This window comes from Mannheimia sp. ZY171111 (genome assembly GCF_017750945.1).
Lineage (GTDB): Bacteria > Pseudomonadota > Gammaproteobacteria > Enterobacterales > Pasteurellaceae > Mannheimia > Mannheimia pernigra.
In genome coordinates this window covers 279555-300462 of the sequence record NZ_CP046532.1, presented here as the reverse complement: position 1 = coordinate 300462, position 20908 = coordinate 279555, and the positions used below count along the sequence as shown (strand labels likewise).

Below are 20908 nucleotides of genomic sequence, written 5' to 3'. Positions count from 1 at the left end.
GTGGGCGAGTATGTCAAAATCGAGGAAGGTACCTGAAAAAGTAGAACCTATAACGGCAGAAGTTGTAGCGGAAAACCAACAAGCGGTCAATTCTGAGCAATCTTTTGCAAAAAATGAGATTGAGGAAGGTATTTTGAACGAATCTATTACTGAAAAATCGACAATTGAAAAAACTATGTTTGAAGAAAAAAAAGAACCGAGTAAAAAGAAAATAAGCACGGAAGAACAAGCTATTGTTCAACAGAAATCAGGTGGCAAAGGCTTAGCATTATTAGCTTTATTAGTAGCACTTGCGGTCGGTGGTGCGGGTCATTTTATGGCAAATAAAAAATTTGGTGAAGTTGAAGCTCAAATGCAAGCTTTATCAGATAAGGTTAACCAGCAAGCATTGGCTAAACCTTCAGTTGAACTACCAAATTTTGAGAATGAAAAAGCAGAAATTGCTGAGCTTTCAATGAATTACCAAAAAGCATTATATCGTATTAAAGAGCTTGAAAATGCACAAAGCGATTATGCCCAGCTAGTTAATGGCTTGCAGTTACAAGTGGAAAAATTAAATAAGGCTTCAAGTTCAGATAAGAGTTTTTGGTTATTATCTGAAGCTGAGTTCTTATTAAATAATGCTGTTCGTAAAGTGGTATTAGATAACGATATCGAAACTGCTAAAAATCTGCTCTTAGAGGCCGACCAAGTTCTGGCTCAAGTTTCAGATGCAACGAATATTCGTGAAGCAATTAAAGCAGATTTAAATACTTTAACCAATATTAACAATATTGACCAAAACGCATTAATGCAGCGTGTGGCTAATTTGACTAATCGATTAGATGACTTACCAATTTTAGAAAGTGAGCAATCACAGGCAGCTGTCGCAGAAGGTGAAGTTACAGATTCAATTGCAGATTGGCAGAAAAATTTAGAGAGAAGTGCAACTTCCTTCTTAGATCATTTTATTCGTGTATCATCTAAGCGTAATGTTGCTGATGAGAAAGCCTTTGTTGCACCTAATCAAGAAATTTACTTACGTGAAAATATCCGTTTACGTTTACAAATTGCGATTTTAGCAATTCCTCGTCAGCAAAGTGAGTTCTATAAAAAATCATTGCAAACAGTGGGAGCTTGGGTAAGAAGTTATTTCGATACTTCAAATGATAATGTGCAAAATTTCTTAAAAGAGATTGATGATTTAGCTGAACAGACTATCTATGTTGATGTTCCAGATTCTCTACAAAGCTTGAAAGTATTATCTCAGCAAATTAATAAAGCTCCCCAACAAATTGATAAAGTAGAAATTAAAGCTGAGAAAGAGTTGGAGCAGGCAGAGCCTGTAAAACCAGTAGAAACAGAACCAGCTAAATCAGAGGAAGCTGAACAGCCTACTCCTTTGGCACAATAATCAGTAAAAGGAGAACAAATAATTATGTTTAGAACGCTCTTTTTAATGCTTTTATTATTGGCAGGCTTAATTGCAGGACCTTATATTTCAGGTAATCAAGGGTATGTCAGAATTGAAACGGCGGCTACAGTAATTGAAATGAGCATTGTGATGCTTGTGGTCTTTTTTGTAGTAGCAATGGCAGTCGTTTATCTACTTGAATGGATTTTCATTAAAATTTGTCGTATGAGTAGTGGAGCTTATAATTGGTTCTCAACCCGTAAGCATAAAAAAGCTAAACAAGAAACGCTTGAAGGCTTAATGCGTATGAGTGAGGGTAATTATTCGAAAGCTGAAAAGCTCTTTAGCAAAAATGCGAAATATGCAGATGAGCCTGTGCTGAATCTTATTAAAGCTGCGGAAGCGGCTCAGCAAAACGGTGATGATTTAGCAGCTAATAAATACTTAATTAAAGCAACCGAAATTGCAGGAACAAATAATTTAGCCGTTGAATTAGCTCGAACTAGAATTTTATTACAGCAAGGGAAGTTACCTGCTGCTCGCACAGCAATTGACAGCTTATTAGAATTAGCTCCACATAATGATGAAGTATTACGTTTAGCGATTCAAATTTACAAAGAGTTGAACGCTTATGTAGCATTAGATCGTTTACTATCGGATATTGGTCAGCGTAATTTCTTAACTGCGACAGAATATGCAGATTTAGAGCATTTTGTTGATGATGGATTACAAAATGAACGTTTACAAGAAGATGGTCAAGAAGGTCTACTCATCTGGTGGGAGAATCAGCCAAATCGTCGCCGTAAATCAGTTTATAGTCGTGTTGGTGTGATTAAGCGTTTAATTGATAGCGATGATCATCAATCTGCAGAGCAGATTGCTTTAGAAACCTTGAAAAAATTTGAAGACGAGCAACTACAGGGATTATTCACTCAATTAACACGCCTACAAGTTGCTTCTGATAGCAAGTTGGTTAAAGTATTGACTAAGCGTGCTAATAAAGCAAGTGTAAAATATACCGATGATTATGCTAGAGTATTAGGTTATATCTATACTCGAAATAATGAGTATGAAAAAGCAAAATTACAATTTGAATTATTATTAGCTCACGATGAATGCTTGCCTGATGATCGTATTATGGCACTGTATGTTGCAGAGCAAACAAATGACTATATACTTGCCAATCGTATTCGTGAGGAGAATCTCAAACAAGTAAATATGGAGGCTCTACCTAAAACGAATGAAGTATTTGCATTACCTGAAAATATAGATAATGTAAAATCAATATAATTTAAAATAGCAGGGTTTTCCTGCTATTTTTATTATACTTAGACAATAAAATGTCAGATTTAAGTAAAATTGACTTATATTTTGCCAGTATGATTTAAAAGTAAAAGCCTTGATTTTCAAAATCAAGGCTTTTACTTTGTTCTATATGCTTTTAATGTTAATGTGCTTTTTTAGAAAATAATTTTATTAGAGGCAAAATAATTATATAAGCAATAACTCCAACAACAATTCCAACAACTAAATCAATTAAGAAAGAAAAATTAGGCTGAATATTTAATGTTTCAATAAAATGGTGGTGCATTGAAGAGTTATGGGTAAAAATGCCACCTCCTACTAAAAACATTGCGATAGTGCCAATTATAGAAAGTCCTTTCATAAACCACGGCATAGTAAATAATAAGCCTTTTCCGACCGCTTGTGAGAATGTATTTTTCTTCTGGATTAGCCATAGGCCAATATCATCTAATTTAACGATTAATGCTACTAAACCATAAACAAAAGCGGTAATACCAATACCAATCGCTGAAAGTGATAAAATTTTGGTTAAGGTAGAAGCATTTTGTAATACTCCTAACGCAATAATAATAATTTCAGCGGATAAGATGAAATCAGTACGAATTGCACCTCTAATTTTATCTTTTTCTGACAGTTCTTTTTTATTATTGTCTTCCTCTTTATGGAATAAGTGATGAAATAATTTTTCTACACCTTCAAAGCATAAATAAGCCCCACCAACCATTAATAACGGAATAATTAATTGTGGGAGGAAGAATGATAAAAGCAATGCAACGGGAATTAAGATCACTTTATTGATAAATGACCCTTTGGCAACTGCCCAAACAATCGGTAATTCACGCTCTGGCAGTACGTTTTTCCCACTTACTTGATTAGCGTTTAAAGCAAGATCATCGCCAATTACGCCAGCCGTTTTCTTTGCGGCCATTTTAGTCATAATTGCTACATCATCAAGTACGGCAGCAATATCATCTAATAAAGTAAATAATGAGGCAAATGCCATATTTTTTCCTTAAATAAAATTCCTAGAGTAGAAAAGCCGAGCTTTTCAGCTCGGCTCTCATTTCTAATATTTGAAATTAGCGACGTAAACCTAGACGTGCGATAGTTTCTGAATATTTAGCAAGATCTGTACGTTTTAAGTAGTCTAATAATTTACGACGACGTGACACCATACGTAATAAACCGCGACGACCGTGGTGATCTTTTTTATGCTTAGCAAAGTGTGTTTGTAAATGGTTGATTTGTGCAGTGAGTAATGCAATTTGAACTTCTGATGAACCAGTGTCTTTTGTATCACGACCAAATTCCGCAACGATTTTTGCTTTTGCTTCTACGCTTAGAGACATGTTAATTTCCTTTTTATTAAGGGTTGATAATACATCAATAGCCGATCTCTAACTCAGCTACGACAGGAAGTGTGGATTCTAAAGAGAAAGCGGTCAAATTTCAATAAAAATTTGCAATTTATTTCTCATCTGAGAAAGGGTATAATCAACGGCAATTTTTTAAGTGGTTAGGAATTTTTAAATGATTGAATCAATGCACGAACGGACAAAAGGCCCCGTATTTAAAATTATTTTTTCATTAATTGCGATTTCATTTGTTATTGGTGGAGTGGGGACAAGTTTGATTTCTACCGATAATACTGTCGCTAAGGTTAATGGCGAAGAAATTAGCCAACAGCTATTTAATAATGAGGTTAATCGTCAGCAAAATGTGTTGAATTCAGAGATGGGTAGCCGTTTCTGGGATTTAATGGATAACCCTGAATATGCGAAGCAATTTAATCAATCGGTACTTAATCGCTTGATTGATGAAGAGTTGTTACGCCAATATGCAAAAGAACTCAAATTAGATATTAGTGCGGAACAAATCAAGTCTGAAATTGTTAATAGTCAAATGTTTCAGCAAGAGGGTAAATTCAGCAATGAATTATATCAACAAACCTTACGTCAAAACAATTTAAGTCCTGATACTTATGCGGCTATTGTTCACGAGGGTATGTTGCAATCACAAATCCAAGAAGGGATCGTAAACACTGATTTTACTGTGCCATCACAGCAAGAAACGTTGGCAAAATTATTGTTACAACAGCGTGAGGTGCGTTTAGCTGAATTCTCAATTGCAAAAGAAATGGAAAATCAGACCGCTTCACAACAAGAGTTACAAGCTTACTACGATGCTAATAAAGAAAAATTATTAGCACCGGAGAAATTAACGGTTGAATATGTCACTTTTTCTCCAAAAGATGTTGAAAGTAACATCCATATTACAGATGAACAAATCCAAACTTATTATGATCGCAATAAAGGTGACTATTTAACTAAGGGCGAAGTGCATTTAGCTCATATTCAAGTTGCAACAGAGACCGAAGCTCAAGCAGTTGAGCAAGAGCTAAAAAATGGTGCAGATTTTGCAGCCGTTGCGAAAGCAAAATCGGTAGATATGTTGTCAGCTAATCACGGTGGGGATTTAGGTTGGACTCAAGCAGGAACTTTCCCTAAAGCATTTGAAAATGCGGTAGAAAATTTAGAAGCAGGGCAAGTCAGTCGCGTTGTTAAAGTTGATAACGCTTATCACATTATTAAAGTATTAGCGCGTAAGCCTGAGCAAGTAATTGGATTAGCCCAAGTTAAAGATAAAATTACTCAACTCATTCGCCAGGATTTAGTATTAACGGAATATTCAACTATTGTGCGTGAAATGGCAAATCGAGCCTTTGAAAATAATAGTTCACTTGAAGAGGTGGCAAAAGCAGGTAATGTGAAAGTGCAAAAAACTGAGCAATTTACTCGTGCAAATGTGCCAACTGCATTACAACACGAGAAGGCATTAAAAGCATTATTTGAAGGTGAACTACGCCAAAATAAACAAAATTCTGATGCGTTAGATATTGGAAGCGAAACAAATCTACAGACGTTATTTGTACGTGTGAGTGAGTACGAAGCAGAACGTCAGCAGACATTAGAAGAAGCGAAGTTAGCTGTTGAAAATACTGTGAAAGCAGAAAAAGCAGAGAAGGCTTTGTTAGCTAAGGCGGAAGAAAATGTGAAAGCGCTCAATGAAGGTAAGTCTGCTAATGTGAAATTCAATGCACCGCAAACGTTAGTTTATATGCAGTCAGCGGGAGAAGATCCAGTATTAGCTCCAATCGCATTTGCAATGAAAAAACAGCAAGATAAGGTGGCTTACCAAATTGCTCGTAACCAAAAAGGCGATGTTGTGATTATTGCTTTAGATAAAATTGTGGCAGGTAATGCTGAACAATTTAAGGCTTTTACTCCACAATTTACTCAGGCTAATCAGCTTATAGTGCGTAATGAGCTACTAAAAGCCCTTCGAGCAAAAGCCTCTGTGGAAATAAATGATGAGTTTCTCGAACAAAATTCATCACACTAAATACGACGTTAACTAAAAAGCACTCAGCTTCAAACAAAAGGCTGAGTGCTGTAGGTTTTATCTACTAAGATTAACCGATCTAATCATTTAGAATATCATTGTTTGAGGAAGTTTTTGTGGATATTGTCATTAATTTCGCCATCTACCTCCAATTCTTCATCGGGTTGTTTGCTATCGTCAATCCTTTTGGCTCTTTACCTATTTTTTTCAGTATGACCGCCCACCAATATGAAGGCGAGCGAAATCGTACAAGCCTCATTACGGCTATGTCTATCGGTGTGATTTTATTAGTTAGTCTTTACTTCGGGAATCTGATTTTAAATGCCTTTAGTATTTCATTAAGCTCTTTTAGAGTCGCAGGTGGAATTTTAATTGTCAGTATTGCAATGACGATGATTAGCGGTAAATTAGGTGAACATAAGCAAAATAAAGAAGAGAAAAACGAAGATATTACCGAGTATGAAAATATTGGCGTTGTGCCACTCGCTATGCCGATTATGGCAGGTCCAGGGGCAATCGGATCAACGATTGTATGGGGAACTCGTTACCATACTTGGGAAGATTATGTTGGTTTTAGCATTGCTATCATTATTTTTGCCTTAATTTGTTATGTTTTATTCCGTTATTCAGCCCCTTTAGTGAAAAAATTAGGAAGAACGGGGTCAAATGTGGTGACTCGTATTATGGGCTTAATTCTAATGGCTCTGGGGATTGAAATTATTGTAGCGGGTATCACTACTTTATTCCCTGTGCTTTTTGTTAAATAGCTCATTGCTGTGGGGGGGAGTATGTTGAAATTTTTACAAGCGGTTAAAATTGCAAAAAAATGTGCAAAAATGACCGCTTGTGTTTTGCTAATTGCCTCTTGTGATAAATTAAATAATGCTAAATCAATTTCTCAGCCACAAGTTGACACTCAACCAAGCAGTACCGAACTAAAACGAGCCATTTATTCGCCGGTATTTCAGCTCGATCCACACAAAGTAAAAGTGTCTGCTGATGCCGCCCCTTTGAGAGACTTACTGGTAGGGTTGATGGCATATAATACAAAAGGCGAAGTTGTGCCAGCGATTGCACAAAGTTGGTTTACCGAAGATGGAAAATCGTGGTTATTTATTTTAGATGGCAAAGCAACTTGGTCAAACGGTAAAGCGGTGACAGCACAAGACTTTGCTCAGAGCTGGCAACGTTTGATTGATCCTAAAAATCATTCTTTACTCGCAAAATATCTCATTTATATGGGCATAGAAAATGCTAAAGCGATTATAGATCAGCAAAAGCCAATTTTAGCATTAGGGATAAAAGCATTAAATGCTCATACGCTAGAAATTCGTCTTGACCGACCAAATCATCAGTTGCCTCAAATGTTGGCTCACGTAGCGTTATTACCAACTTATCAAGGGCAAGAGCCCCATTCTGATCATTTTGTAAGTAATGCGGCGTATCAAATTAAGCAAATATCGGATAACAAATTAATTTTGAAAGCACGATCTGAAGATGTCCCATTTCAGCATGTAGTCTATGATTTAATGACCACTATGCAACAGGATTCGCTGTTTGATATTGTGGAAAATCCTCCGTTAAGCCAGAAGATTAATATTGTAAAGTTTCCACGCTTATGTTCACATTATTATGAATTTAATTTTAACGATCCTCAATTAAGTAAAAAAGAGGTTCGTGAAGCGTTACGAGCAATGGTTTCTTCAGCTAATATTGGGCAAGTATATGGCATTTTAAGCCAGTCGGTTATTCCACATCATTTAGTGAAAGAGAGAGAAAAACCGTGGCGGTCTATTATTGTCGAGCAGCTTTTAATGAAAGCTGGAGTGAGTTTGAAAAATCCTGTAAAAATGACATTACTGTATGATGATAGCCAGATGAATAGCGATATTGCGAATCAGATTACTCGCACATTATCTCAATCAGACTTATTTCATATTACGCCTAAAATGGTGGATTGGCAGACTGCTAATCAATTAAGAGAGAAGAAAGATTATCAGCTAATACGTTCTGGATGGTGTGCAGATTACCCTGATCCGCTCATTTTTTTGCAAAAATTTCATTCAGCCAGCCCAGATAATCACTCGAATTATAAAAACGAAGTGGTTGATGAAAAATTAAATCGGTTACAAGCAGAAAATTTAAACCAAGAGCAACGTGCTTTACTGATTCAAGAGATTAATGATCAGCTTTATAGTGATGTTGCTGTGTTACCGCTATTTCAGTATGAACACCGTGTAGGCGTTGTTTCCTCCCTTTGGGGTATTGATTTAAATAACGATAGCGAAGTAATTTATAGTAAGGATTTAAGGCGTATTTTAGAATAAAAGGATGAATAGATGAATCAACTTAATGAACAGCAACTTATTGAAATTAAAAATATTTTACAACAATTTACTCACCCCACGTTGCAAAAAGACCTTATCGCAATGAATGCGTTTAAAAAAGCAGAATTAGGTAATGAGGTTTTACGCATTGAAATGACGATGCCATTTGCGTGGAACACTGCTTTTGCGGTATTAAAAGCAGAAACCGAAGAAAAGCTAAAAGAATTAACCCGTGCAAGGGGGGTAAAATGGGTATTAAATTACCAAATTGCGACCTTAAAGCGTGCGAATAAGCACCCAGCAGTGAATGGGGTAAAAAATATTATTGCAGTTACCTCAGGAAAAGGTGGGGTGGGAAAATCAACTACTTCGGTAAATTTAGCCCTGGCTCTGCAGGTACAAGGGGCAAGAGTAGGGATTTTAGATGCGGATATTTATGGCCCGTCTATTCCACATATGTTGGGGGCAAAAGAGCAACGCCCAACATCGCCAGATAATAAACATATCACGCCAATTACCGTTTATGGCTTACAATCTAACTCAATTGGTTATTTGATGGAAGAAGATAACGCCACCATTTGGCGTGGTCCGATGGCAAGCAGTGCGTTAAACCAATTATTAAATGAAACCTGGTGGAATGAATTGGATTATTTAGTGATTGATATGCCACCAGGTACGGGCGATATTCAGCTCACGCTTTCCCAACAAATCCCCGTAACAGGTGCGGTGGTAGTGACGACACCTCAAGATATTGCATTGTTAGATGCGATAAAAGGCATTTCAATGTTTGAAAAAGTCTCTGTGCCAGTATTGGGGGTGATTGAAAATATGTCAATGCACATTTGCTCAAATTGTGGACACTCTGCGGCGATTTTCGGCACAGGTGGGGCGGATAAAATCGCACAAAAATACGGCACGCAAGTACTCGCACAACTGCCACTACATATTCGCTTACGTGAAGATTTAGACAGCGGTGTGCCAACGGTTGTTGCAGCACCAGAACACGAAATCAGCCAAGCCTATTTAGCATTGGCTGAAAAAGTAGCGGCTGAGCTTTACTGGCAAGGCAGTGTCATTCCGTCTGAAATTATGATCCGTGAAGTGAAGTAATTTTGCAAAAATAAATGGAAAATATACCGCTTGCAGCGGTCACGATCTGCAGGCGCTATATGTTTATCGGGCGGAGTATCCTTTCAAAACCGCTTGCCAATTTTCCTCATTAAACAGAATATTCAACCGAGTTTGTTCTTTTTTGAACGAACGCAACAGCCTATCTAAATTGCTCTGTTTCCAACTTTCGCCTTGTTCAATACGGCATTTGTCGAAATCGATCAACCAAAATTTTTCCTCATTTCCTCTCAAAATATTATGGATATTCAGATCAGAATGATGAACTTGATGATTGTGCAAACGGCGAATTAATTTTCCGATCTGTTCATATTGCTGATTTGAAAGCACTTGAGATTGCAAAATCTTGCTTAAATCTTGTGTATTTTCTAACTTTTCCAACATAATATCAGCACGATAGCAACACAAGCTATTTTCTACTTTAATTGCGACTGGGCGAGGTACGGGCAACTTCCAGGCTAACATCTGTTGTAGTAAGAAAAATTCTTTATAGGCTCGCGTATGTTCAAAGCGGGCGTAAAAATAGCGGTCTTTTATCAGTTTTCCAAATATCCCCCCTCGATAATAGTGACGCAACACCACATTAATGCCAAGTTCTGGCGTTGTATTTAAAAACCACGTTGTGCCACGCCCTTTTGAATAGCCTAACAAGCGGTCGGAACGTTCAATATTTTTGCAATTTAGTAAAGATTGTACACATTCTGCCTGTTCTTCAGGAATCACATCGGCATTAAAAAGATATTGGATATTTCGCATAGTTTTAGGAATATTTATCGCTGAAATAGCTCATTTTAGAACTATTTTTTTTGATGTCAATTTGTTAAAATCTTCCGCTTACATTTGAGAGGTAAACCAATGACAACGATCTCGCCCGAATTAAATGGTGTAGAAAATCAACTTTCTCCCGAAGCTCAAAAAGTTCGCCAAGCCTTATTGATAAAAGGCATTGAAACGCCAACCGTCGCCCATAAAAAAGATAAAGATAGTCGTCGTGCAGAAATTCAACAGCATATGCAAGCAGTGTTAGAACTGCTTGGCTTAGATTTAACAGATGATAGCTTAGAGGAAACCCCTCATCGCCTTGCCAAAATGTATGTAGATGAGATTTTTAGCGGTCTTGATTATGCCACTTTTCCGAAAATCACGAATATTGAAAACCGAATGAACGTCAGTGAGATGGTATTAGTTGATGATATTACGCTGACTTCAACCTGTGAGCATCATTTTGTCACCATTGATGGCAAAGTTGCCGTGGCGTATTACCCGAAAAAATGGGTGATTGGGCTTTCTAAAATCAACCGTGTGGTGCAATTTTTCGCTCAACGTCCGCAAGTGCAAGAGCGTTTTACCGAGCAAATTTTAACCGCATTTCAAACTATTTTAGAAACAGATGATGTGGCAGTTTATGTGAAAGCCACGCACTTTTGTGTGAAATGTCGTGGGGTAAAAGATACCAATAGCTATACTGTTACTTCGGCATTTGGCGGTGTTTTTTTAGAAGATAGAGAAACCCGCAAAGAGTTTTTAGGTTTATTAAATAAATAATTTAATATCGCAAGCGGTAAGATTTTCGCAAAATTTTGCAAAAATTCTACCGCTTGTTTATTGGGCTGAGTAATGAAAATCGCATTAGGCATTGAATATGACGGCAGCCGCTATTTTGGCTGGCAACGACAAGAAACCGTAGAGAGTGTGCAACAAAAGCTAGAACAAGCTTTATCGGTTGTGGCAAATTCGCCTGTGGACGTGTTTTGTGCTGGCAGAACCGATGCTGGCGTACACGGCACAGGGCAAGTAGTGCATTTTGAGACGGATGCTAATCGACCGCTGCAAAGTTGGTGTTTTGGTACAAACGCTCATTTGCCCGATGATATTGCAGTGAAATGGGCGGTAGAAGTGAGCGATGATTTTCACGCTCGCTTTAGTGCGACCGCCCGCCGTTATCGTTACATTATTTTTAACAACAAATTACGTTCCGCTATTCTGCCAAAAGGCGTTACCCACTTTCATTTTCCGCTAGATGAAACCAAAATGCACCAAGCAGGGCGGTATTTATTAGGCGAGAATGATTTCTCTTCTTTCCGTGCGGCAAAATGCCAATCAAACACGCCGTGGCGGAATATCCACCATTTAAATGTTTTCCGCCAAGGCAATTATGTGATTGTCGATATTCAAGCGAATGCTTTTGTGCATCATATGGTCAGAAATATTGTTGGTACGCTTCTTGAAATCGGGCAGGGCAGGCAGCCTGTGGAATGGGCAAAATGGGTGCTAGAGCAACGAGATCGTGAAAAAGCAGCGCCAACTGCGAAAGCAGAAGGTTTGTATTTAGTGGACGTGCATTACCCAGAGCATTTTGGTATTCCGAAAACGGCATTAGGCCCCCTGTTTTTGGCAGATTAATTAAAACAAGCGGTTGAATTTGTCAATTATTTTGCAAATCCAACCGCTTGAATTATTTCAACAATCTTTGGCTATTCAGCACTACCGTAATAGAGGATAATATCATCGCAATCGCAGCAATCATCGGGTTGAGTAGCCAACCAGTAAACGGATAAAGTACTCCTGCAGCGACAGGAATCGCAACGATATTGTAGAAAAAAGCACCAATCAAGCTCTGTTTCATATTTTGTAGCACACGTTTTGAGAAAGGGACGATTTGGCTCACTGGCTCTAATCCGCTTTTCATTAGGGAAAGATCGGCGGTTTCCACCGCAATATCCGAGCCGTTGTGCATCGCAATACCAACATTCGCTTGGGCGATAGCTGGCGCATCGTTAATGCCATCGCCAATCATTGCGACCTTTTTTCCTTCAGCCTGCAACTGACGAATTTTTTCGGCTTTTTGCTCTGGTAATACTTCAGCAATCACGCCATTTAAGCTCAACTCTTTAGCAAAATAGTCAGCCGTTTCTTGGCTGTCGCCTGTCAGCATCAAGCATTGATAACCTTCAGCTTGGAACTGTTGGATTGTAGATTTTGCTTCAGGACGAAGTTGATCTTGCACCGAAATTCTACCAACGACCTTATCATTAACTGCAACATAAATAAGTGTGGCAGTACAAGCGGTGGTTTTTTCCCAAAAATTTACAAATAAGGCATTGCCGATTTTAATGTTATCTTCTCCCACTTTGCCTTGAATGCCTAATCCTTTTTCCACTTGAATTTCACTTACCTCGCAAGCGGTCTGATTTTTCGCATATTTTACAATCGCTTTCGCAATAGGGTGAGAGGTGTGTTGCTCTAAACTTTTGGCAAGAGCAATCAAATGATTTTTATCAAAATCATTGAATGTAATGACTTTCGTAACCTCCATTTGCCCTGTGGTAAGCGTGCCAGTTTTATCGAAAACTAAAGTATCAATTTCGCTCCCTGCTTGTAAGGCTTGAATATTTCTGACCAATACGCCAAATTCTGCCGCACGAGCTACACCCGCAATGGTGGAAAGCGGAATAGCTAATCCCAACGCACAAGGGCAAGCAATGATTAATATGGTGGTAAAAATAGAAAGTACAAAGGTGAAATCTTGCCCAACAAGAAGCCAAATCAAGGAGGCAAGTAAAGCGATAGAAACCACTACAGGCACAAACACAGCAGCGACTTTATCGACAAATTGAGCCAGTGGCGGCTTGCTACTTTGTGCGTGGCGAACGGCATTGATGACACGGGCGAGAGCGGTTTGAGAGCCGACTTGTTCGGCAATGTAAATGCCTGAACCATCTTGCACCAGCGTACCCGCTCGGACTTTATCGCCAGTTTTTTTCTCAATCGGTAATGCTTCGCCTGTAAGCATTGATTCATCAACCCAAATTGAGCCACTTGCTAAAATACCATCAACCGCTAGACGATCACCTGTTAAAGCTTGCACTCGCATTGCAGGCTTAATGCCTTTCGCTGGAATAGTTTTTGCAATATTTTCTTCAAAAATGATTGCTTGTTTCGGGGCGAGATCGAGTAATTTTTCCAATGCAAGGGAAGAGCGTTGTTTGGTTTTAAGTTCAAGATATTTCCCTAAATTGATAAAGCCGATAATCATCACACTCGTTTCAAAATAGACGTGAGCATTCGGTTGAGGAAACAGCATAAGCCAAAATGAATAAAGCCAAGCTATGCCAGTGCTGATGGCGACTAACACGTCCATATTCGCAGAGCGGTTTTTGAGTGCGCTATAAGCTCCGACAAAAAAATCCCTGCCTGAAAAATACATCGTAGCCAAACTGATTACCGCCCAGCCAAACCAAAGGAGGCGGTTATTTTCATCAATGATCATTCCTTTGTATAAGCCGAAAGCGACTAAACCAAATCCCACCAAAAGAGCCGTAATAAATTGGGCTAATTTAAGTTTTAATATACGTTGAGTTTGGGCTTGCTGCTTTTCTCTGCGGGCATCTTCGCTTTCTAAAATTTCTGCTCCAAAGCCGATTTTGGTCACAGCAGCGACTAATGCTTGGGGGGCGGCATTGCCTTGCACAAAAGCAGTATGATCGGCAAGATTAACCGAGGCGAATTCTACATTCTCCACTTTCAGCAAGATTTTTTCCACACGGCGAACGCAAGCCGCACAGTGCATACCATCAATTAAAAGTTGTTGTTCGTTTGAGTTTGTCATTTGTATGTAATGAATGTAGGGACACACTGCGTGCGTCCTAAAAAATGTAAAATTTTAGTGAAAATTGACCGCTTGTAGATAGGTTTTTGGCGTATGCAATACGCCCTACATACGGGTATTAAATGACGCTAATTTTGCTTCAAAACCAATATCTTCAACCGCAGCGATTAAGGTTTCAGCATTCGCAGATCCCTCTAGCACCGCCATTTGGTTTTCTAAGGTGACGCTAACTTGGCTCACACCTTCTACTTCGTTTAACGCTTTTTCGACACTTTTCACACAATTTCCGCAGTGCAAGCCATCAAGTTGTAATTTGATTGTCATCATTTTCTCCTATTATCATTATGCGTGTTAAAAATGCTAGTTGAACCGTCTTTTTTCAATAGTAAAACATCATATTTTTCTTTTACACCACGGTGTTTGGGCTGATCCATTCCTGGCGAACCAATTGGCATTTCAGGCACAATCAGCCCAGCCGCATCAGCTGGTTTTTCTTTTAATAAACGTTGGATATCTTCGGCAGGCACGTGTCCTTCAATAAGATAGCCATCTACCATTGCGGTATGGCAGGCTTGTAATTGGGGCTGTAAATTGAGCTTATTATGTATAATTTGGTTACCAGTATCGTTGGCTCTCACCTCAAAACCATTTTCTTTTAAATGCTCGATCCAAAAATTACAACAGCCACAGGTTGGGCTTTTCCACACTTCTACCGTAGATTGTGCATAAGCCAATTAAAATAAGGCTGTGGCTGTTTTAAATAGTGTTGATTTCATCTCAAGCTCCTTATATCAAAACGTGACAAATTGAAGATTTATCTATATGCTAAACCCTAACCTTAGGTTAAAGTTAAGAGGGAAAAATGAATATCAGCCAAGCCGCCGAAAAAACAGGATTATCCGCCAAACAAATTCGAGACTATGAAAAAGGCGGGCTGCTTCCTGCTCCAAGTCGTACACAATCGGGGTATCGCTTTTATAATGAAGCGGATTTAGATCGATTGTTTTTTATTGGTAATGCAAGAAAAGTGGGCTTCTCTCTTGCTCAAATTACCGCATTATTGAAATTAAATGACAATCCAAATCGCACCAGCCGAGAGGTAAAACAACTGACCGATCAACATATTGCGGAGCTGGAACAAAAAATCAATGACTTAAACGAAATGCTTAAATTACTCAGAAGCTGGAGTCGTACTTGTTGTGGCAACAACAGCCCTGAGTGTTCGATTTTAAATGGATTGAGAGATCATTGAGCTAAAAATGCAGTAAAATAGAATGACTTTAGTCTATAGGTAAAATTTATGACAAATAATCAAAAACGAACCTTATTTGCTTCACAATAAGATGGACTCAATGACGACGTTTCTAAAAAATTGGCGGAGAGTGGAAGCTATAAATAGCTATACGAGCGGTCATATTTCACTAAATATTGCAAATTTTCGTGGAAACTAACCGCTTGTAAAATTATCATTTGTTTCCTTTTGCTCGATTATGGCTGATACACAACATTTCGCAGTTTTCTGCTCCAGTTAACCCTCCTTTACTCCAGGCACTAACGTGGTCGGCTTCCATCTCTTTTAATGTCCAAATTTTGGTTTTATTAGCATTATCGCCAATTGCACACAATGGACAGTTTGAATACTCGTTTTTCTTAGCGTTTTCAGTCTGTTTGTTATACACATCACGCTTGGTTTTATCGTCAAAAATCCGAATATCTAGCAAACGTTTATCTGTCATTCCGCCCAATACATGTTCCCAAATACCTTTATGGTTTTTCACACAAGGGTCATCATACAAGCGGTCAATTTCAGCATTAATTTTGCTTAAATCATAAGCTTGCTTGCCATAATTTTCATAAAGTCTGCCCCATTCTAAACCACACATCTCTTTTTTAGCATCAAAGAATGTGGTATTTACCCAATCAATCACGGTAGTAAAGTAAGTTTTCAATTCAGCGATATTCTCATCAAAACGATGGCGACTCATATAATCACTGATATTTCCCTTGCTTACCCAATTTAACGCACAAGCCAAAAAATCTTGGCGAATAACTGAACCTTTCACAAATGCCGACCATTTTTGCACATTGGCATTTTGAGAATTGCTAAATTCTGCTTTAGCAAGGGTGACAAATGAGCCTGAATAAACAGCATTTAATAATTCTTGCTCATTGAGTGGTACGCCTGCGATATTAATGGTTTTAAACCACTCTTTAATTTCGCTTTCAGTGCCTTTGCATTCATAAATTAATAACGTGGTATTTAAAATGAATTGGCGTTTATCTTCAGGTAAACTGGAAAAATAACAAGGGATATTATTTTCATCTAAAACGGCAAATTTATTCGTAACAAATCGCCCAATACTGGTAATGCGTTGCTGACCGTCCAATACTTCAAAAGTATCATCGCCCGTTTGATTAAAATAAATCAAGCCAAGTGGATAACCTTTCAAAATAGAGTGAATAACCGCCACATCTTTTTTACCGTCCGCATAAATATAGTTACGTTGATATTCAGGCTGAATAGTTAATTTACCGTTTAAACCAAATAAGCCTTTGCCTTCAAGTTCGTTATATTGAAAACCTTCGCATAACTTAGCAATTGTAATCTGAGTGTTTAATCTGGTTTTCATTGATTTTCTCCTTTTTTATGACGAATTAAAAGCCGTGAGTACATTCGTTGATTATTCAAATAACCTCTATCCAATTTTCCGTTCCAATTTGATTTTTTCAATTCTGGAAAACAGCCATCTTTTAATTGGAAATCGGATGCAACAATCTCAAACTGCTCTGGGCAATACTTATCCAAGAACGAGATCGGCACGCCCATAACTCCGTCAAAATCACTCGGTATTGCTTTGGTTTCAGGTACTTCAATTGCATTGTAATTATCGTATTGTTGATAGGCATTTTTACCGTCTAGTTTTTTATTGAATTTGAGATTATCCGTCATTGTCATTAATTGTAATGGTTGATGACGGCGACCGTGTTCTATATTGGTGAACCAGTGAATGCTTGCTACTCGAGTAACAAATAATCCTTTCGGAACAGCTATGCCTAATTTTTCAAATCTATCTAACTCTAGATATTCGCTATCACTTTCATACGGACTAAAAAAATGTGCACAACTTCTAGTAAATCCTTTCCCTAACCAAATTTTGTCATCTTTAATCAATGGGAAAACTTCTTTATAAGTAATCGCATTCATATTGCCAATAATCGCAAATTTCTTATCCCCTTCCATAATCCACGTAATAAATTCACGAAATAGAGAAAACGGCGGATTAGTAATAATGATGTCGGCTTCATCTCGTAGGGCTTTAATTTCATCAGAGCGAAAATCGCCATCGCTTTTTAAATATTTCCACGCTAAATCGTGGTGATCGATTTTGCCGTCATTGTTCAGATCTTTGTCAAGCGTAAAAATCTTGCCTTTAAGTGGTGAAATTAGGGCATTAAATTGTGGATCTTCACTTTCAAATAAGCTTGGTTGGTAGGGGGTATTGAGAGGTTTGCTACTATGAGCAAAGCTGGTACTGATTAATTTTTTTAAACCAAGTCTGGCAAAATTTTGTGCAAAATAAAGTGTAAAATTACTCCATTCAGGATCATCACAAGGCAACAAGATGGTTTTGCCACGAAATACATCAGGATCAAAATCAAGATAAGCATTCATCTCTTTCTCAATGTCGTGATATTGTGTGTAAAACTCGTCATTTTTGGCTTTTTTAGCGTTAGAAAGATTGCTATTTTTAGCATTATTATTCGACATTCCAACCTCCCAAGTTAAAAAAAGAGTTGGCAGGTTGGAATAAAGAGGTTAAATTATTTTGATTTGATTTGATTTGATTTGATTTGATTTGATTTGATTTGATTTGATTTGATTTGATTTGATTTGATTTGATTTGATTTGATTTGATTTGATTTGATTCATTTTTTATTCCTTAGTGAATAATTAGCGTTTTATTAATTATAAATTTTTTCATCAGAGAATCAATATCTTGGCGACAAGCGGTCTAATTTTCCTAAAACTTTGCAAAACAGGCTAAATTTTCTTAAAATTCAGCCTTATTTTATTTTGTAGCCTAAGAGAAAGAATAATGTCAGAAAAACGCTATGGGGCGGATGAAATTACCGTTCTGAAAGATCTTGAGCCGGTGCAGCTTCGCCCAGGTATGTACACGGATACTGCACGCCCGAATCATTTGGGGCAGGAGGTAATTGATAACAGTGTGGACGAGGCGTTGTCAGGCTATGCTGATAAAATTGATGTGATTTTACACGCTGATAATTCGCTTGAGGTGATTGATAACGGGCGAGGAATGCCCGTAGATATTCACTCTACCGAAAAAATTTCGGGTGTTGAGCTGATTCTCACTAAATTGCACGCAGGTGGTAAATTTTCTAATAAAAACTACACGTTCTCTGGCGGTTTGCACGGGGTGGGGATTTCGGTGGTGAACGCCCTTTCCGAGCGTGTGGAAATTCAAATTAAGCGTGGCGGTGAGGTATATTCCATTGCGTTTGCCAATGGCGTGAAAGTGGAAGAGCTGACAGTGATAGGCACTTGCCCGAAAAAGCAGACCGGGACGACGGTTCGTTTTTATCCAAACCCGAAATATTTTGATAGCCCACGTTTTTCCGTGAGCCGTTTACGCCATTTGTTGCGTGCAAAAGCGGTACTTTGTCCTAAATTGACCATTAATTTCATTGATAAAATCAATAATACCGAAGAAACTTGGTACTACGAAGACGGTTTATCCGATTATTTAACCGAAGCCTTAAATGGCTATGAAACCGTGCCAAATCCACCGTTTATTGGCGATGTAACCGCTGAAACGGAAGCAGTAAGTTGGGCTTTAACTTGGTTGCCTGAAGGTGGTGAGTTAGTGGCGGAAAGTTATGTAAACCTTATTCCAACGGCACAAGGTGGCACACACGTTAATGGTTTGCGTAACGGCTTGCTTAAAGCAATGGTGGAGTTCTGCGAAATCCACAACCTGTTACCGAAAGGGGTGAAACTGACCGCGGATGATGTTTGGAGCCGTTGTGCTTATGTGCTTTCACTCAAAATTCAAGAGCCACAGTTTGCAGGGCAGACGAAAGAGCGTTTATCTTCTCGCCAAGCCTCAAGCTATGTGGATAACACTTTAAAAGATGCGTTTAGTTTATGGTTAAATCAAAATGTGCAAACCGGTAAATTGATCGCAGAAATGGCAATTAGTTCCGCCCAGAGCCGTTTGCGAGCAGCAAAAAAAGTGGTGCGTAAAAAATTAGTTAGCGGACCAGCTCTTCCTGGTAAATTAGCGGATTGTACCGCTCAAGATTTAAGCCGTACCGAACTTTTTTTGGTGGAGGGGGATTCTGCCGGTGGTTCAGCCAAGCAAGCACGTGATAAAGAGTATCAAGCTATTTTGCCACTGCGAGGTAAAATTTTAAATACTTGGGAAGTGTCATCCGATCAAGTGTTAGCTTCGCAAGAGGTTCACGATATTGCAATTGCATTAGGCATTGATCCAGATAGCGATAATTTAGAGGAATTACGTTACGGCAAAGTCTGTATTCTTGCGGATGCAGATTCAGACGGCTTACACATCGCAACACTGTTGTGTGCCTTGTTCCTTCGCCACTTCCCGAAATTGGTGAAAAATGGGCACGTTTATGTCGCAATGCCACCACTTTATCGTATTGATATTGGCAAAGATGAAGTGCATTATGCCTTGGATGAAAGTGAAAAAGAGGCAATTCTTGCCCGACTTACCAAGAAAAAAGGCAAGCCGAATGTGCAACGTTTTAAAGGGTTGGGTGAGATGAATCCAAGCCAGCTACGTGAAACCACGATGGATCCAAGCACACGCCGTTTAGTGCGATTAATTTTTGATGAAGCGGTTGATGTGGAGGACGGTGAAGTCAGCACCTTTGAGATTATGGATATGTTACTTGGCAAAAAACGAGCGGAAGATCGTAAGCAATGGCTGCAAAATAGAGGCGATGAAGCGGATCTTACGGTGTAACAAGCGGTTGAATTTTCATCATAATTTGCAAATAGGCATAGTGTTTTTTGCACTATGCCTATTTTATGTTTTACGCATTCTTTTTCTTGAGCTTATCCCACATTTTATCTTCTTGCCCACGCCATAATCGTTGAATATTATCGTGATGACGATAAACCAATAAACAGCAGACTAAGGCAACAGGGAAAGTAAATTGTGGCTCAAACCACCAAATATAAAATGGCACGATTAAGGCAGTCAGTACCGCACTTAACGAGGAGTAGCCAGAGATGAGAAAAACCAAAAGCCAAGTACCAATCGCTCCACCTACTACTACAAAACTTAATGCAGAAATCGCACCTAAGGCGGTGGCAACGCCCTTTCCACCTTTAAATTGAAAGAAAATGGGAAAAATATGCCCAAGACAAACAGCTAATGCGATAAACCCAAGAGCTGAAGGCGATAAGTTAAAAGACACGCCAATTGCTACGGGCAATGTGCCTTTTAAAATATCAAAAAGCAATACGCCCAAAGCGGCACTTTTTCCGCCGATTCGTAACACATTAGTTGCTCCAGCGTTGTGTGAGCCAACTTCTCTTGGATCAGCTAAACCTGCAAGTTTACAGAAAATCACAGCACTTGAAATTGAGCCTAGCAAATAGGCAATCAATATCAATAAATAGGGAATTAGAATCATAAATTTTCCTGATTAAATTTATCTTGTGCTATATTTTACAGAAATTCAAAAAATATA

General features: G+C 38.5%; 19 protein-coding genes. 10 read left to right on the top strand and 9 right to left on the bottom strand.

Annotated features, from left to right (window positions below):
• The first annotated feature begins 10 nt into the window (after positions 1-10).
• Together GM698_RS01400 and GM698_RS01395 are read left to right on the top strand one after the other, a co-directional pair.
• The gene (locus GM698_RS01400; protein WP_209289535.1) at positions 11-1393 is read left to right on the top strand and encodes a uroporphyrinogen-III C-methyltransferase; all 1383 of its coding nucleotides are present in this window, start codon (positions 11-13) and stop codon (positions 1391-1393) included.
• 24 nt (positions 1394-1417) lie between these two features.
• On the top strand, positions 1418-2683 hold the full coding sequence (locus GM698_RS01395) for a heme biosynthesis HemY N-terminal domain-containing protein (RefSeq protein WP_209289534.1): 1266 nt from the start codon (positions 1418-1420) through the stop codon (positions 2681-2683).
• Between the two features lie 157 nt (positions 2684-2840).
• Here GM698_RS01395 and GM698_RS01390 read toward each other — a convergent pair whose 3' ends face one another.
• Both GM698_RS01390 and rpsO read right to left on the bottom strand, forming a co-directional pair.
• A complete protein-coding gene (locus GM698_RS01390; RefSeq protein WP_209289533.1) occupies positions 2841-3701 on the bottom strand; it encodes a DUF808 domain-containing protein in 861 nt (286 codons plus the stop codon).
• A 76-nt stretch (positions 3702-3777) separates the two neighbouring features.
• Positions 3778-4047: a 30S ribosomal protein S15 gene (rpsO, locus tag GM698_RS01385; RefSeq protein ID WP_159629423.1), complete on the bottom strand. Its 270-nt coding sequence runs from the start codon at positions 4045-4047 to the stop codon at positions 3778-3780.
• A gap of 181 nt (positions 4048-4228) precedes the next feature.
• Here rpsO and GM698_RS01380 point away from each other — a divergent pair, with 181 nt between their 5' ends.
• The 4 genes from GM698_RS01380 to apbC all read left to right on the top strand — a co-directional run bounded on the left by GM698_RS01380 (position 4229) and on the right by apbC (position 9537).
• Positions 4229-6100: a SurA N-terminal domain-containing protein gene (locus GM698_RS01380; RefSeq protein WP_176808131.1), complete on the top strand. Its 1872-nt coding sequence runs from the start codon at positions 4229-4231 to the stop codon at positions 6098-6100.
• A gap of 116 nt (positions 6101-6216) precedes the next feature.
• Positions 6217-6867, top strand: a complete 651-nt coding sequence (locus GM698_RS01375) for a YchE family NAAT transporter (RefSeq protein WP_159629425.1) — start codon at positions 6217-6219, stop codon at positions 6865-6867.
• A gap of 21 nt (positions 6868-6888) precedes the next feature.
• Positions 6889-8427, top strand: a complete 1539-nt coding sequence (locus GM698_RS01370) for a peptide ABC transporter substrate-binding protein (RefSeq protein WP_209289532.1) — start codon at positions 6889-6891, stop codon at positions 8425-8427.
• 12 nt (positions 8428-8439) lie between these two features.
• Positions 8440-9537 carry an iron-sulfur cluster carrier protein ApbC gene (apbC, locus tag GM698_RS01365; protein ID WP_209289531.1) on the top strand — a complete coding sequence of 366 codons (1098 nt, stop codon included), beginning with the start codon at positions 8440-8442 and terminating at the stop codon, positions 9535-9537.
• 63 nt (positions 9538-9600) lie between these two features.
• Here the strand turns inward: apbC and GM698_RS01360 are convergent, their stop codons facing one another.
• Positions 9601-10311, bottom strand: a complete 711-nt coding sequence (locus GM698_RS01360; RefSeq protein WP_209289530.1) for a 3-deoxy-D-manno-octulosonic acid kinase — start codon at positions 10309-10311, stop codon at positions 9601-9603.
• A 99-nt stretch (positions 10312-10410) separates the two neighbouring features.
• Here GM698_RS01360 and folE point away from each other — a divergent pair, with 99 nt between their 5' ends.
• Together folE and truA are read left to right on the top strand one after the other, a co-directional pair.
• Entirely contained in the window at positions 10411-11100 is a 690-nt protein-coding gene (folE, locus tag GM698_RS01355) for a GTP cyclohydrolase I FolE (RefSeq protein WP_176809789.1), read from the top strand.
• 72 nt (positions 11101-11172) lie between these two features.
• Positions 11173-11958 carry a tRNA pseudouridine(38-40) synthase TruA gene (truA, locus tag GM698_RS01350; RefSeq protein WP_209289529.1) on the top strand — a complete coding sequence of 262 codons (786 nt, stop codon included), beginning with the start codon at positions 11173-11175 and terminating at the stop codon, positions 11956-11958.
• 52 nt (positions 11959-12010) lie between these two features.
• Here truA and GM698_RS01345 read toward each other — a convergent pair whose 3' ends face one another.
• From GM698_RS01345 to GM698_RS01335, 3 genes are all read right to left on the bottom strand, one after another.
• Entirely contained in the window at positions 12011-14164 is a 2154-nt protein-coding gene (locus tag GM698_RS01345; protein WP_209289528.1) for a cation-translocating P-type ATPase, read from the bottom strand.
• A 105-nt stretch (positions 14165-14269) separates the two neighbouring features.
• Positions 14270-14488, bottom strand: coding sequence for a heavy-metal-associated domain-containing protein (locus GM698_RS01340; RefSeq protein WP_209289768.1), 219 nt, complete (start codon positions 14486-14488; stop codon positions 14270-14272).
• Positions 14488-14898 (bottom strand): DUF411 domain-containing protein, encoded by a 411-nt coding sequence (locus GM698_RS01335; RefSeq protein WP_209289527.1) that lies wholly within the window; start codon positions 14896-14898, stop codon positions 14488-14490. Before GM698_RS01335 ends, GM698_RS01340 begins: the two co-directional genes overlap by 1 nt.
• A gap of 128 nt (positions 14899-15026) precedes the next feature.
• Here GM698_RS01335 and GM698_RS01330 point away from each other — a divergent pair, with 128 nt between their 5' ends.
• Complete coding sequence (locus tag GM698_RS01330) at positions 15027-15416, top strand: Cu(I)-responsive transcriptional regulator (RefSeq protein WP_209289526.1); 390 nt, start codon at positions 15027-15029, stop codon at positions 15414-15416.
• Positions 15417-15630: 214 nt separating this feature from the next.
• Here the strand turns inward: GM698_RS01330 and GM698_RS01325 are convergent, their stop codons facing one another.
• Both GM698_RS01325 and GM698_RS01320 read right to left on the bottom strand, forming a co-directional pair.
• On the bottom strand, positions 15631-16794 hold the full coding sequence (locus tag GM698_RS01325; RefSeq protein WP_209289525.1) for a DUF262 domain-containing protein: 1164 nt from the start codon (positions 16792-16794) through the stop codon (positions 15631-15633).
• Entirely contained in the window at positions 16791-17933 is a 1143-nt protein-coding gene (locus GM698_RS01320; protein WP_176808141.1) for an adenine-specific methyltransferase EcoRI family protein, read from the bottom strand. The genes GM698_RS01325 and GM698_RS01320 overlap by 4 nt, the downstream gene beginning before the upstream one ends.
• Before the next feature lie 328 nt (positions 17934-18261).
• On the opposite strand from GM698_RS01320, the gene parE reads away from it, so the two are divergent.
• A complete protein-coding gene (gene parE / locus GM698_RS01315; protein ID WP_209289524.1) occupies positions 18262-20175 on the top strand; it encodes a DNA topoisomerase IV subunit B in 1914 nt (637 codons plus the stop codon).
• 70 nt (positions 20176-20245) lie between these two features.
• Here the strand turns inward: parE and plsY are convergent, their stop codons facing one another.
• Positions 20246-20851 carry a glycerol-3-phosphate 1-O-acyltransferase PlsY gene (gene plsY / locus GM698_RS01310; RefSeq protein WP_176812404.1) on the bottom strand — a complete coding sequence of 202 codons (606 nt, stop codon included), beginning with the start codon at positions 20849-20851 and terminating at the stop codon, positions 20246-20248.
• Between the last annotated feature and the right edge of the window lie 57 nt (positions 20852-20908).

Excerpts from the sequence above, each read along its gene's own strand:
- GM698_RS01400 (WP_209289535.1), top strand. The coding sequence starts at position 11 with ATGTCAAAATCGAGGAAGGTACCTGAAAAAGTAGAACCTATAACGGCA.
- GM698_RS01395 (WP_209289534.1), top strand. The coding sequence starts at position 1,418 with ATGTTTAGAACGCTCTTTTTAATGCTTTTATTATTGGCAGGCTTAATT.
- GM698_RS01390 (WP_209289533.1), bottom strand. The coding sequence starts at position 3,701 with ATGGCATTTGCCTCATTATTTACTTTATTAGATGATATTGCTGCCGTA.
- rpsO (WP_159629423.1), bottom strand. The coding sequence starts at position 4,047 with ATGTCTCTAAGCGTAGAAGCAAAAGCAAAAATCGTTGCGGAATTTGGT.
- GM698_RS01380 (WP_176808131.1), top strand. The coding sequence starts at position 4,229 with ATGATTGAATCAATGCACGAACGGACAAAAGGCCCCGTATTTAAAATT.
- GM698_RS01370 (WP_209289532.1), top strand. The coding sequence starts at position 6,889 with ATGTTGAAATTTTTACAAGCGGTTAAAATTGCAAAAAAATGTGCAAAA.
- apbC (WP_209289531.1), top strand. The coding sequence starts at position 8,440 with ATGAATCAACTTAATGAACAGCAACTTATTGAAATTAAAAATATTTTA.
- GM698_RS01360 (WP_209289530.1), bottom strand. The coding sequence starts at position 10,311 with ATGCGAAATATCCAATATCTTTTTAATGCCGATGTGATTCCTGAAGAA.
- folE (WP_176809789.1), top strand. The coding sequence starts at position 10,411 with ATGACAACGATCTCGCCCGAATTAAATGGTGTAGAAAATCAACTTTCT.
- truA (WP_209289529.1), top strand. The coding sequence starts at position 11,173 with ATGAAAATCGCATTAGGCATTGAATATGACGGCAGCCGCTATTTTGGC.
- GM698_RS01345 (WP_209289528.1), bottom strand. The coding sequence starts at position 14,164 with ATGACAAACTCAAACGAACAACAACTTTTAATTGATGGTATGCACTGT.
- GM698_RS01340 (WP_209289768.1), bottom strand. The coding sequence starts at position 14,488 with ATGACAATCAAATTACAACTTGATGGCTTGCACTGCGGAAATTGTGTG.
- GM698_RS01330 (WP_209289526.1), top strand. The coding sequence starts at position 15,027 with ATGAATATCAGCCAAGCCGCCGAAAAAACAGGATTATCCGCCAAACAA.
- GM698_RS01325 (WP_209289525.1), bottom strand. The coding sequence starts at position 16,794 with ATGAAAACCAGATTAAACACTCAGATTACAATTGCTAAGTTATGCGAA.
- GM698_RS01320 (WP_176808141.1), bottom strand. The coding sequence starts at position 17,933 with ATGTCGAATAATAATGCTAAAAATAGCAATCTTTCTAACGCTAAAAAA.
- parE (WP_209289524.1), top strand. The coding sequence starts at position 18,262 with ATGTCAGAAAAACGCTATGGGGCGGATGAAATTACCGTTCTGAAAGAT.
- plsY (WP_176812404.1), bottom strand. The coding sequence starts at position 20,851 with ATGATTCTAATTCCCTATTTATTGATATTGATTGCCTATTTGCTAGGC.